Origin of the sequence: Solihabitans fulvus, from assembly GCF_008386585.1 — a bacterium.
GTDB classification, from domain to species: domain Bacteria; phylum Actinomycetota; class Actinomycetes; order Mycobacteriales; family Pseudonocardiaceae; genus Solihabitans; species Solihabitans fulvus.
This window is the reverse complement of the sequence record NZ_VUOB01000054.1, coordinates 34715-48536: the sequence shown is the minus strand read 5'-3', so window position 1 is coordinate 48536 and position 13822 is coordinate 34715. Positions and strand designations below refer to the sequence as shown.

Here is a 13822-nt window from a genome sequence, read left to right as displayed (position 1 = left end):
TCGGCTTTAGGACACAGACTGTCCTAAAGGTGTGGCAATCTGGTCGATGTGACGACGACCATGCCGGCCAGGATGTTGCGCCTGTTGTCGCTGCTCCAGGGCAGGCGGGAGTGGTCGGGCGCCGAGCTGGCCGAGCGGCTCGGCGTTACCGACCGCACCGTGCGCCGCGACATCGACCGGCTGCGCGAGCTGGGCTACCCGGTCGACGGCACCACGGGCACCTCGGGCGGCTACCGGCTGGTGTCCGGAAGGGACCTGCCGCCGCTGCTGCTGGACGACGACGAGGCGGTCGCCGTGGTCGTCGGCCTGCGGACCGCGGCCGGCAGCGTCGCCGGCATCGAGGAGACCTCGGTGCGGGCCATGGCCAAGCTGGAACAGGTGCTGCCGGCGCGCCTGCGCCAGCAGGTCGCGGCCCTCACCGACAGCACGTCCTCGGTGGTGTCGTGGCCGCTCGGGCCGCAGGTCGACGCCGGGACGCTCGCCGTCCTCGCCACCGCCTGCCGCGACCACGAGCTGGTGACCTTCGACCATCTCGGTCGCGACGGCTCCACGACCGCGCGCCGCGTCGAGCCGCACGGCCTGGTCACCATGCACAACCACTGGTACCTCGTCGCCTACGACACCGCCCGCGCCGACTGGCGCACGTTCCGGCTCGACCGCCTCGCCGCGCCGACCCCGACGCGCCTGCGCTTCACCCCGCGCGAACTGCCGGCGGCCGACGCGGCGCAGTACCTGGCCGCGACCATCCGCGCCGCGCCCTACCGGCACACCGCCATGGTGCTGGTGCGGGCCGCCGCCGGGGAGGTGCTGGCCGGCCTGCGCGGACCACTGCCGGGCGCCGTGACCCCGGTGGACGCGGACACCTGCTCGGTCGGCCTCGGCAGCGACTCGCTCGACCTGGTCGCGCAGAGCGTCGCGCGCCTCGCCGCGCTGGGCTTCGGCCTCACCGTCGAGGCGTCCGAGGAGGTCTTGGACCGCCTGCGGTCGGCGGGACGGCGCCTCGCCGACCTGTGACCCGGCGCGCGTCCCGTGGGTCCCTTTCCTGTCGTGCGAAGGGAAAGATCCACCGGTGCGGGCGGTGAGTACGTTGAAACCCATGTGGATCATCAGGAGCACGCGATGAGCGCGGGAGGACTGTCGGCCGCGCGGCTGGGCAGGATGCACGACGTGCTGGCCGGCTACGTCGAGCGCGGCGAGCTGCCCGGCCTGGTCGCGGTGGTCGGCCGGCACGGCGAGACGAACGTCGATGCGATCGGCCGCATGTCGTTCGACGGCGACCCGATGCGGAGCGACACGCTGTTCCGGCTCGCGTCCCTGACCAAGCCGATCACGGCCGTCGCGGCCATGATCCTGGTCGAGGAATGCGTGCTGCGCCTTGACGAACCGGTCGACCGCCTGCTGCCGGAGCTGGCCGACCGGAGGGTGCTGCGCAGCCTGGACGGCCCGATCGACGACACGGTGCCGGCCGAGCGCCCGATCACGGTGCGGGACCTGCTGACCTTCCGGATGGGCTTCGGCCTGCTCGCCGCGCCGCCGGGCAGCTACCCGATCCAGGAGGCCGCGGCGGAGGTCATCCTCGGGCTCGGCGGGCTGGAACGGACGGCGGACGAGTGGCTGCGTCGGCTCGGCGAGCTGCCGCTGATGCACCAGCCCGGCGAGAAGTGGCTGTACGCCACGCCGGCCGACGTGCTCGGCGTCCTGATCGCGCGGGCCAGCGGCCGGTCGCTCGAGGACTTCATGCGGGAACGGATCTTCGACCCGCTCGGCATGCGGGACACCGGGTTCAGCGTGCCGGACCACGCGATCGGGCGGCTGTCCACCGCATACGCGGGTAGCACCGAGAACGGCGCGCTCAGGGCGTTCGACGAGCCGGCGAACAGCGTGTTCCGCCGCCCGCCCGTGTTCGCCGCGGGCGGCGGGGGACTGGTGTCGACCGCGGACGACTACCTGGCCTTCGGTCAGATGATGCTGAACAACGGGCGGCACGGCGGCGAGCGCATCCTGTCGCGGCCCTCGGTGCGGGCCATGACCACCGACCAGCTGACCCCGGCCCAGAAAGCGGTGTCCAGCCTGGTCCCCGGCTACTTCGACACGCACGGCTGGGGGCTGGGCCTCGCGGTCGTGACCGGGCGGGACGGTGTCGCCGCGGTGCCAGGTCGCTTCGGCTGGGACGGCGGCTCCGGCACCTCGTGGGCCGCCGACCCCGAGGAGGACATGGTCATCATCCTGCTGACCCAGCGCGCCTGGACCTCGGCGGCGGCACCGGAGATCCTGCTCGACTTCCGGACCCTCGCCTACCAGGCGATCGACGACTGAGCGGGCCGCCGCCGACCTCGTCGAAAAGAATCCACTGCGGACGTGTCGATTCCGGTGTCGGCCGTTCGACGTGTAGACAGGGGCCGGGACGGACCCGGCGCCGACGAGAACGAGGAGACAGCACGATGCGGTTCATGGTGATCGTCAAGGCCAGCGAGTCCAGCGAGGCTGGCAAACTGCCGAGCGAGGCGCTGCTCACCGCGATGGGCAAGTACAACGAGGAACTGGTCAAGGCCGGCGTGATGCTGGCAGGCGAGGGCCTGCACCCGAGTTCGAAGGGCGCGCGGGTCAGGTTCTCCGGCGGGACGACGACCGTGATCGACGGCCCGTTCGCCGAGGCCAAGGAGCTGGTCGGCGGGTTCTGGATCCTCGACGTGTCGTCGCGGGACGAGGCGATCGAGTGGGTCCGGCGGGTGCCGAGCATCCCCGAGCTGGAGCAGGAGATCGAAATCCGGCAGATCCTGGAGGCCGAGGACTTCGGTCCTGCCTTCACCCCCGAGCTGCGCGAGGCCGAGGAGCGCATGCGTGCGGAGACCGCCGCCAAACAACAGTGAGTTGCCACGCCGGTGTCCCGGTGATCTGATCGGGGGCTGTGACCGCCACCAACGCCCATAGTGCGATCGCCGCCGTGTGGCGGATCGAGTCGGCGAGGCTCATCGCCGGCCTGACCCGAATCGTGCGCGATGTCGGCGTCGCGGAGGACCTCGCGCAGGACGCGCTGGTGGCCGCCCTGGAGCGCTGGCCGGAGTCGGGCGTGCCGGAGAACCCGGGCGCCTGGCTCATGGCCACCGCGAAGAACCGCGGGATCGACCGGCTGCGGCGCGGCAAGGTCCTCGAACGCAAGCAGGAGGAGATCGGGCACGACCTGTCGACGCGGCCGGACCTGTCGGCGGCGGACTTCGAGGCCGTGCTCGACGAGCAGGAGGTCGGCGACGACCTGCTGCGGCTGGTGTTCGTCTCCTGCCATCCCGTGCTGTCCAGGGAGGCGCGGGTCGCCCTCACCCTGCGGCTGCTCGGCGGCCTGGCCACCGATGAGATCGCGCGCGCGTTCCTGGTGCCCGAGGCGACCGTGGCCCAGCGGATCGTCCGCGCCAAGCGGACCCTCGGCAAGGCGAACGTGCCCTTCGAGGTGCCGCAGGGCGACGAGCTGGCCGCCAGGCTGTCCTCGGTGCTGGAGGTCGTGTACCTGGTGTTCAACGAGGGCTACTCGGCGACCGGCGGCGACGACTGGATGCGGCCGGCGCTGTGCGCCGAGGCCCTCCGGCTCGGCCGGATCATCGCCGAGCTGATGCCCAAGGAGCCCGAGGTGCACGGCCTGGTGGCGCTGCTGGAGATCCAACACTCGCGCACCCGCGCCAGGACCGGCCCCACCGGCGAGCCGGTGCTGCTGCTCGACCAGAACCGCGCGCGCTGGGACCACCTGCTCATCGGGCGCGGGCTGGCGGCGCTCCGGCGCGCGGAGGAGCTCGGCGGCACGGCTGGGCCCTACGCGCTCCAGGCCGCGATCGCCGCCTGCCACGCGCGGGCCCGCGTCGCGGAGGACACGGACTGGGTGCGGATCGCGGTCCTCTACGCGCAGCTCGCCGAGCTGGCGCCGTCCCCGGTGATCGAGCTCAACCGCGCGGTCGCGCTCGGCATGGCGTTCGGCCCAGCCGTCGGCCTCGCGCACGCGAACACGTTGCTGGAGGAGCCGACGCTGCGCGGCTACCACCTGCTGCCCGGCGTGCGCGGCGACTTCCTGGCCAAGCTCGGCAGGCCGGCCGAGGCGCGCGAGGAGTTCGAGCGCGCCGCCGGACTGACCCGCAACGAGCGCGAGCGGGCGCTGCTGCTGGGCAGGGCCGAGGCCTGCGGTCAGGGTTGACCGGTGATCCGCCTTGCTGAGCCGGCGATTCGTCGAGGATGCCCGCAACGGCGCGCGGCGACTGGGCCGAAAGCGCGTTGACCATTGACATTGCGCCGTGTCCTGCGACTCTGCTGGTGAGCGTTCGCCGAGTGTTGGACAAGGGCAAAGGTCGTCTATACGATGAGTGATCTCTCGAATTAGTCGTGTAAGGGCGGATTGACCTGACGAGGCGGGGGAACACCATTGGGGTCGCGTGCGTCCGACGAAATCGCGCTGAACGCATTGGCTGACCGATGACAACCGCGCCGACTCGCACAGCCGCGGCCGGCGTCGGAGTGTGGCAGACCTTTCGCGAGACGCCGGCGTCCGTGCGCGCGTTGCTGCTGGGTTCATTGATCAACAGGCTTGGCGCGTATCTCCAGATCTTTCTGGTGCTCTACCTCGTGCACGTGGGCTATTCGGCCGGACAGGCGGGCTGGGCGCTCGGCATGTTCGGCGCTGGCGGCATCCTCGGCGGCTTCCTCGGCGGTTGGCTGGTCGACCGGATCGGCCCGCGAGACACCATCGCCGTGTCCAGCGCGGCGGCCGGCGTGCTCACCGTCGGCGTGCTCTACGCGCCGAACTACCCGAGCGTCCTCGTGCTGGTGGTCCTGATCGGCGCGGGCAACCAGGCGTTCCGGCCGGCGTCGGCGGCGTCGTTCGCCGAGCACACGCCGCGCGGCCGGTACGTGATGGTCTTCGCCATGCAGCGGCTGGCCATCAACGCGGGGGCCACCTTCGGGCCGCTGCTCGGCGCCCTGATCGTGAAGGTCAGCTACGGCGGGCTGTTCTGGGTGGAGGGTGGCGTCACGGCGGGGCTCGCGGTGCTCGCCCTGGTGGTGCTGCCCGCGGACCGGGCACCCGCGCGGGACAAGGACACAGCCACCGACACAGCTACAGCCACAGTCACCGCCACCGCTGCGGCTTCGGTCTCGGCCGAGGGCACGGTCGCCGACGGGACGCGGGCGGCGCGCGGCCGGATGCTCGCCGACTGGCGGTTCCTGCTGTTCCTGCTCGGCGCCTTCCTCTCCTCCGCCGTGTACATCCAGTGCGTGTCGACGCTGCCGTTGCAGGTGAGCGCGCTCGGCATGTCGACGGCCGTGTACGGCGTGCTGGCCACGGTGAACGGCATTGTCGTCGCGCTGTTCGAGCTGCCTCTGACCAAGATCACGCAGCACTGGTCGGCCCGGCCGCCGGTGATCGGCGGGTTCGCGCTCATCGGCATCGGCATGAGCCTGTACTCGGTCTCCTCCGGCATGGTCGGCCTCGTCCTGGTGACGATCGTCTGGTCGGCTGGGGAAATTCTCAGCACACCGACGATGTTCGCCTATCCGGCGAAGATTGCGCCGGACCGGGAACGCGGTCGATATCTCGGCGCGTGCGGCGCGGTAATCGGGGCCTCGTTCGCGATCGGTCCGATTCTCGGCACATTCGGCTGGAATCGGTTTGGCCACACCATCTGGCAGTTCTGCCTGATCGTGAGCGCGGCGGCGATTCTCGCCGGATTCTTCGGAATTCAGCGCGGCACCGAGGACGGCCCAACACGGCGGCGAGTTCCGCGCCAGCGAACCAGCGAACTGTCGTGACCCACCTGGCCACGGCGCCGCCGTTGCGGGATCCGTGCGACACGAGATCTTCACGGATTTCGTCGCGGGTCTTCGCGATGATCCAATAGGGTCGCCGACATGCAGATGGAGCCCGCACCCCAGCCCGAGGACGCGCCGCCCGTGACGGGGGAGAGCGAGCAGCCGCCGAGACCGGCGTCGCGGCGCACGGTCGTGCTGCTCTCGGCGCTGGCCGCCGTGCTGTTCGTCGCGGCCGCGACCTTCTGCACGCTGTGGCTCACGCAGCGCCAGGACACGAAGACCGCAGAGTGCGCGCGGGCCGCGAGGCAGTTCGCAGGCCTGCTCGACGAGTCGGACTCCAACGTCGAGAGCGGGGACGTGGCCGGCGCCGAGTTCGTGCGCGCCTGCGGTTCCCCGTCGCCGACGAGCACGACGAGCGCGACGAGCACGACGGGCTAGCGCGGCGTTCCTGGCGGCCGACCCCGCGGGCTTGGCTCGGTCGTTCATGGGGACTCCTGGCGGACTTCGGGGTAGGTCGAGGACTCGCCGGTCAGCGGCGGCGCGGGCCGGCCGCGCAGGTAGGCGTCGAAGAACGCGCGGGTGTAGGCGTTCGTGATGGCCGAGGCGCGCGCCCCGTCGATCGGCCCGAGGTGCGCGACCTGGCTGCGCAGCAGGTTGAAGTACACGCCCCGGTCGGTGAAGTTGTAGTGGCTGGCGCCCGCGACGGTCCATACGTGGCCCTGCCCGGCCGCAACGCCGCGCAGCGTCTGCCGCAGCATCCCGCGCTGCGGGGCGTCCTTGGCCATGGAGTCCTGGTTGCCGAGGAACCCGAACGGCTTGCCGAGTCCGTCGTTCAGCACGTCGCCGAACAGGTAGCCGTCGATGTCCACGGCGCCGACGCAGGCCGATTCGTGGTGGCAGGCCAGGGTTGCGGCCGCGCCGCCGAGCGAGTGGCCGAACAGCCCGACGCTCTTGGTGTCCAGGCGGCCATGGAACGGACTGTCGGCGGTGTCGTTGACGGCCGCCAGCTGCGTGACTGTGAAGCGCAGGTCGTCGGCCCACAGCTGGACGTTGGCTGCCACGTCGCCGCCGTCGCCCGCGCGGTCGACCCTGCGCGCGACGCGGCCGTCGGCGAGGACGACATCGGTGCTGTAGGTGGGGGTCACGCCGGCGACCACGTAGCCGTGGCTGGCCAGGTCCTCGGCGATCACCGTGTAGTCGGTGGCCCGCAGCCCCATGCCCGGCGCGAACACCAGCACCGGGTGCGGCGCCGCGCCGTCGACCGGCGCGTCGGCCACCGCGTGCGGATGAATGAGCGACGGCGGGGTGCGGCTCAGCGCATTGAGCCAGCCGCCGTCGCCGAGCGCCTCCTGCCAACCCGGTGGCAGATAAGAGGTTTGGGTCGCGCGCGGCGCCGGGGCCGCCGGGTACCAGACGACGACCGACAGCTCCCGTGGCGTGGACCCTTGCGGCGCATAGGGATCGACCCGCGAGTGGTCGGTCCAGTCGAACACCGCGCGGCCGACAGGCGAGGGGCCGGTCGGCGCCGGCAGCGTGACCGCCTCGCCGCTGCGGATCTTCGCGTCGCCGAGCAGGCCGACGACGCCGAGCAGGAGCAGAACCACCGCGACGACAAGGGTTCGCACGGCGATGCGGAGGATTTTCCTGACCACGGTTCGCGGGGGACAGGCCTCGGGCTCAGGCGATGGTGGCGTGGCGTCTGCCAGGTCGTTCGCGGGGGTCTCGTCCGGGATCATGATCGGCATAGTACACGGCACGTACTACGGAGCACGTAGTAAAGTAGTGCCTCGACCTCAGGAGGACTCTGGTGCAAGCCAACGACGCCCAGACGCTGGTGCTGTGTGCGCTGGCCAACGGGCCACTGCACGGCTACGCCATCAACACGGCGATCGAGGAGCTCACCGGGGAGCGTCTCGGCGTCGGCAGCCTCTACGGGGCCCTGGCGCGCCTCGAGGCCAAGCAGCTGATCGAGTCGCTGGACGAGAACGGCAGGCAACGCCCGGTCCGACTCACCGCGAAGGGGCGCGAGGTGCTCGAACGCGAGCTGCGGTCCATGGCCAAGGTTGCCGCCGTCGGCCTGCGCCACCTCGGCGTGAATCCCGCATGACCATCGCCGGCAGGCTCGTCCGGCTCTATCCGGCCTCGTTCCGCGACCGATGGGGCCACGCCGTGGCGACCGAGTCGGCGGCGACAGGGTGGCGCTCGTGGCCGAACCTCGCCGCGAGCATCGTCGACCTGTGGCTGCACCCCGCGATCTGGCCGGCCGAGTCCCGGGCGCAGCGCCGGGGCAGGGCGGCCGTGCTGGCGGCGGCCGTCGCGGCCGCCGTCTGGTATCTCGCGCACCTGGCGCAGGAACTGGACACCCCGCTGCACGCCGGTGCCGCTCGCTCCGCCGCCCTGAGCGGGTGCGGCGGCCTGACTCTCGTCGGCCTGCTGCTGGTCGCGCCGCGTCCGCGCCTGACCATCACCGCCGCGCGGACCGCGCTGCACCGCCTGGCTGGCAAGCTCGCGGTCCCGGTCGTCCTCGGCGCAGCGGTGGTGGCTGCGGCGCATCGTGACCCGGGCCTGATCGCGGCGCCGCTGCGGCTCGTCCTGCTCGGGTGCTGGTGGCTCGCGTTGGCGCTCGCCGCGATCCAGGGCTGCCGGGCCGTGGCCGGACTCGGCGCGGACGTGCTCGCGCCGCCGAGGGCTGGCCGCCTGCGCCTGGGCATCTGGGCACTCGCCGCGGCCGCCGTGATCGCCGGCTCGGTCATCCTCGGGTTCGCGGTCAGCGGCGCGGAACTCGACCCGCTGGCCGCGGCCGTCGGAGCCGGTCTGCTCCTGCTGACGTGGGCGTTCGTCGGCACCCTGCGCGACCTGCGTGACGTCGCCGCGACCGACTGATCGGTCCGCCGACTCGGCGCGGCGAACTCGGCGCGGCAAATTCGGCGGCGCACACGCCAACGCCCCGACCCGGTCGAAGCCGGGACGAGGCGTTGGCGCACCCACGAGGCGACCGGTGGGGCGGTGCCGTGGGTCAGTTGCGGGAGATGCTGGCCAGCTGCGCGCGCAGTTCCGGGGTGAGCCGGTCGCCGACCCGCTCCACCAGCATCGTCATCTCGTAGGCGACCAGTTCCATCTGGCAGTTCGGCGATGTCAGGACGGCGAGACAGGAGCCGTCGCTGATGGACATCAGGAACAGGTAGCCGTTCTGCATCTCCACGATCGTCTGGAGAACCTCGCCGGCCTCGAAGCAGCGCGCGCCGCTCTGGGTCAGGCTGAGCAGACCCGAGGTCACCGCCGCGAGCTGCTCGGCGCGGGCCGGCGGCAGGCGGAGCGAGTTGACCAGCAGCAGCCCGTCGGTGGAGACCACGACGGCGTGAGCCACCTCGGGCACGCGCAGCACGAAATCGTTGATGAACCAGCCGAGGTCGCCGGGTTTCGGACTGGACATGGTCAGGGACTCTCCTCGTTGTCGCGTCACCGGGACGTCAGCCGTGCGTTTCGGTGGATGAGGCGTGCTCGGCCCGCGCGGCCAACTCCCGTCGACGGCCCCGGCCGAGACCCTGTTGGAAGCTGGACAGCCTGCCGCGGATCACGTCGGGGGAGCGTGGCGGCAGCACCGGGGCGTTCGCCTCCTGCGCCGCGATCTCCGCGGCGGGCGCGATCGCGGAGCCGGGCACCAGCTGCGCCTTGGGCACCCGCTTGGGCAGGCCGGCCTGGGTGACCGGAGCGGCTGCCGGCCGCGCGGAAAGCTTGGCCTGCACGGCCTGCCAGCCCTCGTCGGCCGGCGAGTGCCACTGCTCGCCCGGCTCCTCGCGCGGCCGCGGCGCGGGCCGCTGAACCTCGATCAGCGCCGTCTCGGCCGCCGCGGACGGCTGGGGCCGCGGGTCGCGCTCGGCCTCGACCTCGACCTCCTCGGGCTCCTCCTCAGTGCGGAACCACTGCGACAGCACCTCCTCGTAGATCGGGAGACGGGTCGTGGTCGGCGCCTCGACGTCGGCCTGCCGGGCGCGCGGCTCGTGCTCGGGCGGTGCCGGGTGTTCCGCCGCGTCGTGCTCGCCGGACCAGGACTGGAACAGGTCGACCCCGGAGATCGCCGACGGCTCCTCCCGGCTCGGCGGCTCCGGCTCCGGCTCGGGCTGGCGCGCCTGCGCGTCGTGCTGCTGGAGCAGTTGCCTGCCGCGCAGCACCGTCCTGCGCTGCTCGGTGTCCGGGCGGAACTCGGGGCCGCTTGGCAGGCTCTGCTCCGCGGGCTGTTCCCCGTCCAGCCACAGCTTCACGGTCCGCCCGCTGGTCTGCGCGCGCAGATCCGTCCGCGACGGCGTGTGGTCGTCGAAGCGCCGGTCCTGCTCGCGCAGCGGCACCAGCAGGTCCGACGGCACGACGATGATCGCCTTCGTGCCGTCCTCGATGAACTCGCTGCTCTGGAGGTGCACCCGGATGTTGTGCCGCTGCGCCAGGCGCGCGACCACGTACAGACCCATCCGGCGAGACACCGCGACGTCGAGGTCCGGCGGGTCGGCCAACCGCAGGTTGGCGGTCCGGATCTCCTCCTCGGTCATCCCGATGCCCTGGTCGGTGATCTGGATCGCCAACTCGCGGGCCCGCATCATCCTGGCGACCACCTCGACGGTGGTCTCCGGCGCGGAGAAGGTGGTCGCGTTGTCCAACAGCTCGGCGATCAGGTGGATGAGGTCCTTCACCGCGCGGCCGTGCACCAGGACCTCGGGCAGCGGGGTCAGCTTCACCCTGGCGTAGTGCTCGACCTCCGACACCGCCGCGCCGACCAGTTCGCCGATCGGCACCGGCCGGGACAGGTGCTTGGCCAGCCCGGTGCCGGACAGAATGATCAGGTTCTCGCTGTTGCGCCGCATCCGGGTGGCCAGGTGGTCGAGCACGAAGAACCGGCTGAGCTGGTCGGGGTCCTGCTCGTCCTGCTCCAGCTTGTCCAGTTCGGACAGTTGCCGCTCGACGAGCAGCTGGCTGCGCCGCGACAGGTTCACGAAGATCGCGTTGACGTTGTCGCGCAGCACGGCCTGGTTGGTCGCCATGCGGACGGCCTGCTCGTGCACCGCGTCGAAGGAGCGGGCCAGCTGGCCGATCTCCTCCCTGCTGAACACCGACACCGGTTCGACCGCGTGTTGGGCGGCCTCGACCGGGTCGGGGTCGGCGAGGATCCGCTGCACCGCCTCGGGCAGTCGGGTGCTGGCGATCTCCAGCGCCTCAAGGCGAAGCCGGCGCAGCGGCCGCAGCAGCGACCAGGCCACCACGAGCATCAGGCCGAGCGCGGCGAGCAGCGCGACGGCCACGATCGCCGAGTCCCGGCCGGCCGCGGCGATCGCGTTGTCGGCCAACGTGTTCGCCTGGTCGCGCAGGGTCGAGATCAGGTCGGTCTCGACCTTGCGGAGCCGGTCGTTGGCGATGCTGCTGCTGGTGGTCAGCGAGGCGACGTCGATGTCGAGCGAGGCGGCGGGGTCCGGGCTGCTCAGCGCCGTCTGGGCGATGCGCTGCCTGCGGTCGACCTCGGGCCCGCTGTAGCCGTCGCTGTAGGACTGTCGCTCGTCGATGGTGGCCAGCGCGAGGAAGTCGGAGATCGAGCCGTCGGCGGCGGCCTGCGCCGAGCGCGCCAGGCCCTGCGTTCGTTCGGAGCGGAAGGCGTTGTGCGCCGCGGCGATCTGGAGGATCGCGTTGAGCTGCTCGATGTGTTCCTTGGCCTGGTCCAGCGTTTCCGCCGCGGTGGCCGTCCTGGACAGGCCCTGGTCGGCGGCGGCCGCCGCGACCTCGCGACCGAGCTTGACCAGGTTGTCGATGACGGAGTTGTAGCCGGTGAACACGGCGGTGTCCGGATAGACGCCGCCCTCGGCGAGCGTGCGCAGCGCGCCGAGCTGGTTGAGCGCCTCGATCGCGTGGTCGTAGCGGGCGCGGCTGCCCGTGTCGGGGATGTCCAGTCCGGACACCGCGGCGCGCAGCGAGGTGATGGCCGCGGTGGTCTTCTGGATCTGGTCCTGCATGGGCACGTTGCTCGGCACGTTGTTGGCCGCGACGCGCGCGACGACCAGCGACCGTTCCTTCTGGAGCTGGTGCACGACCTCGGTGACCTCGCGCGCCGCGTCGACCTGGCTGACCGTGCGCCGGTAGTTGTCCGCGTTGCCGAGCTCGGTCTGCACGCGCAGCCCGCCGAGGACGATGGCGGTGACGGTGGGGACCAGCAGCACGGCCGCGACCTTGGTGCGTAGTCGCCAGTTGCTCAGCCGCCAGCGGCTGCCGCCCGTGAGTTCGCGTCGCGTCCCGGCTTTGGGCCGGCGGCCTGCGGGACGGTGCGAGGGGAGCGGGGGCTGGTCGACCGGCTCGCCGAGGATGCCCCCGTCTGGTTGATCGGGCACTACTTGCACACTCCCCCAAAATCGGGCGAACTGGGATTTGTCACGCGAACCAGGACTCCAATTGGGTGGCGGCTGGCAGACACACGTGCGGGCACACGGCTAAACACTCCGTACGGTATTGCCCTATCGGGTGATGACGGAAGTAACCATTTGGACCTACAGTTATGCACTCGTTATCCCTGGGTGATGGCCCGCCGGACGCTTTCGGTAACCCGAACGGACCAGTTCGGCCGTGTGCAACGCGGCGATACGCCGTGTTGGCGTAGTGCCGCTAGGCCGACCAGTTGACTGTCGTTGAAATTTTGTCATTGCCTTTCCCGCATCCCCAGCGCGAGCCGCGCACCTGGTGAATCCATTGACGCGCACGCGTCGCGGCATGGGTGAGCCTCCCGCACCTGTCAACATCTGTCGCGGGTCCACGGCGGGCGGGGTGCCGGCTATCGGCAGCTTCACCTGCGCGGTTCGGGTGATTGACAGCTATCGTTACCCGTGTAAAGGAGACTTTCTCGAGGCAACATCTTGTCACCGTTCTGTCACCTATCGAAGCTGCGCATGTCGCTAAAGTCTCGCGGGACGCCGACGGGCATTGCGATCCGTCGAGGCGGTAGGTCATGCCCCACCTGGTGAGGAGCGAAATGATGGTTCGACACGGCGGCTCCGCGGTGAGCGGGCGCCGGTTACGGCGGCTGTTCCTGGCGGTCACCTCCACGGTCACGGTGCTGACGCTGACCAGCGGGTGCGGATTGCTCGGCGGCTCCGACAGCAGCAACCAGGGCTCGGCCGACAGCAAGGTGGAGAAGTCGAAGATCAAGATCGCGATCATCCCCTCCACCGACGTCGGCCCCCTGTGGGTGGCGAAGAAGAACGGCTACTTCACTGCCGAGGGCCTCGATGTCGAGATCGTGAACAAGCCGAGCGGCCCTGACGTGGTCAGCGCGGTGATCGGCGGGGACGCCGACTTCGGCTTCGCGACCTACCCCGTGATGGTGCAGGCGCAGCTCAAGGGCAAGGGCCAGACGAACCTCAAGATCGTGGCGGACGCCTCCGCGGCCAAGCCCGACACCACGGCCGTGGTGGTTCGCAAGGACTCGCCGCTCAAGAGCGCCGCGGACCTCCAGGGCAAGAAGATCGCGGTCACCGCGCGTGGCACCATGGCCGACATGGGCGTCATGGCGGGCATGCGCGCGGCCAAGGCCGACTACTCCACGATCGACTGGAAGCAGATCGGCTTCGCTGACATGCTACCGAAGCTTCAGAGCGGCGAGATCGACGCGGCGTTCTTCGCGGAGCCGTTCGTCACCATCGCGCAGGCCCAGGCCGGTGTCTCGACGGTGTTCCAGCCGATGACCGGGCCGCTGGACGGCATCGCGCTCGGTGGGTACATGGCCTCGGAGGAGAAGACCACCAAGGTCCACCCCAAGACGGTCGCCGCCTTCCAGCGGGCGATCAAGAAGGCGCAGGAGGAGGCCGCGACCCCGGCCGGTGAGAACGCGGTCAAGCAGGCGCTGGTGGACAACGCCAACGTCAAGCCGGACATCGCTCCCGTACTGCACCTCCCGTCCTACCCGGTGACCACGGACCCGACCCGGTTGCAGCGGGTGCCGGACCTTCTGCTGGAGTTCAACGTCATCCCGCAGAGGTTCGACATCAAGCCGATGATCCTGACCAACTGA

At 71.0% G+C, this 13822-nt stretch carries 12 protein-coding genes; 9 read left to right on the top strand and 3 right to left on the bottom strand.

Annotated elements, in window-relative coordinates; translation table 11 throughout:
- Positions 1-48: 48 nt before the first annotated feature.
- From F0L68_RS27505 to F0L68_RS27480, 6 genes are all read left to right on the top strand, one after another.
- Positions 49-1014, top strand: coding sequence for a helix-turn-helix transcriptional regulator (locus F0L68_RS27505; RefSeq protein WP_149852725.1), 966 nt, complete (start codon positions 49-51; stop codon positions 1012-1014).
- A 105-nt stretch (positions 1015-1119) separates the two neighbouring features.
- Positions 1120-2316 (top strand): serine hydrolase domain-containing protein, encoded by a 1197-nt coding sequence (locus tag F0L68_RS27500; protein ID WP_149852724.1) that lies wholly within the window; start codon positions 1120-1122, stop codon positions 2314-2316.
- A gap of 125 nt (positions 2317-2441) precedes the next feature.
- Positions 2442-2870, top strand: coding sequence for a YciI family protein (locus F0L68_RS27495; protein ID WP_149852723.1), 429 nt, complete (start codon positions 2442-2444; stop codon positions 2868-2870).
- Between the two features lie 38 nt (positions 2871-2908).
- The gene (locus F0L68_RS27490; protein WP_149852722.1) at positions 2909-4177 is read left to right on the top strand and encodes an RNA polymerase sigma factor; all 1269 of its coding nucleotides are present in this window, start codon (positions 2909-2911) and stop codon (positions 4175-4177) included.
- A gap of 275 nt (positions 4178-4452) precedes the next feature.
- Complete coding sequence (locus tag F0L68_RS27485; RefSeq protein ID WP_149852721.1) at positions 4453-5784, top strand: MFS transporter; 1332 nt, start codon at positions 4453-4455, stop codon at positions 5782-5784.
- A 99-nt stretch (positions 5785-5883) separates the two neighbouring features.
- Complete coding sequence (locus tag F0L68_RS27480) at positions 5884-6222, top strand: hypothetical protein (RefSeq protein WP_149852720.1); 339 nt, start codon at positions 5884-5886, stop codon at positions 6220-6222.
- Between the two features lie 44 nt (positions 6223-6266).
- On the opposite strand, the gene F0L68_RS27475 is transcribed toward F0L68_RS27480, so the two are convergent.
- A complete protein-coding gene (locus tag F0L68_RS27475) occupies positions 6267-7520 on the bottom strand; it encodes an alpha/beta hydrolase family protein (RefSeq protein WP_188316863.1) in 1254 nt (417 codons plus the stop codon).
- Between the two features lie 71 nt (positions 7521-7591).
- Here F0L68_RS27475 and F0L68_RS27470 point away from each other — a divergent pair, with 71 nt between their 5' ends.
- Positions 7592-7891, top strand: a complete 300-nt coding sequence (locus tag F0L68_RS27470; RefSeq protein WP_149852718.1) for a PadR family transcriptional regulator — start codon at positions 7592-7594, stop codon at positions 7889-7891.
- The gene (locus F0L68_RS27465; RefSeq protein WP_149852717.1) at positions 7888-8667 is read left to right on the top strand and encodes a hypothetical protein; all 780 of its coding nucleotides are present in this window, start codon (positions 7888-7890) and stop codon (positions 8665-8667) included. Before F0L68_RS27470 ends, F0L68_RS27465 begins: the two co-directional genes overlap by 4 nt.
- 133 nt (positions 8668-8800) lie before the next feature.
- Here the strand turns inward: F0L68_RS27465 and F0L68_RS27460 are convergent, their stop codons facing one another.
- Positions 8801-9217, bottom strand: a complete 417-nt coding sequence (locus F0L68_RS27460; protein ID WP_149852716.1) for a roadblock/LC7 domain-containing protein — start codon at positions 9215-9217, stop codon at positions 8801-8803.
- 37 nt (positions 9218-9254) lie between these two features.
- A complete protein-coding gene (locus F0L68_RS27455) occupies positions 9255-12149 on the bottom strand; it encodes a sensor histidine kinase (protein WP_188316862.1) in 2895 nt (964 codons plus the stop codon).
- Positions 12150-12784: 635 nt separating this feature from the next.
- Here F0L68_RS27455 and F0L68_RS27450 point away from each other — a divergent pair.
- Positions 12785-13822, top strand: coding sequence for an ABC transporter substrate-binding protein (locus F0L68_RS27450; protein WP_188316861.1), 1038 nt, complete (start codon positions 12785-12787; stop codon positions 13820-13822).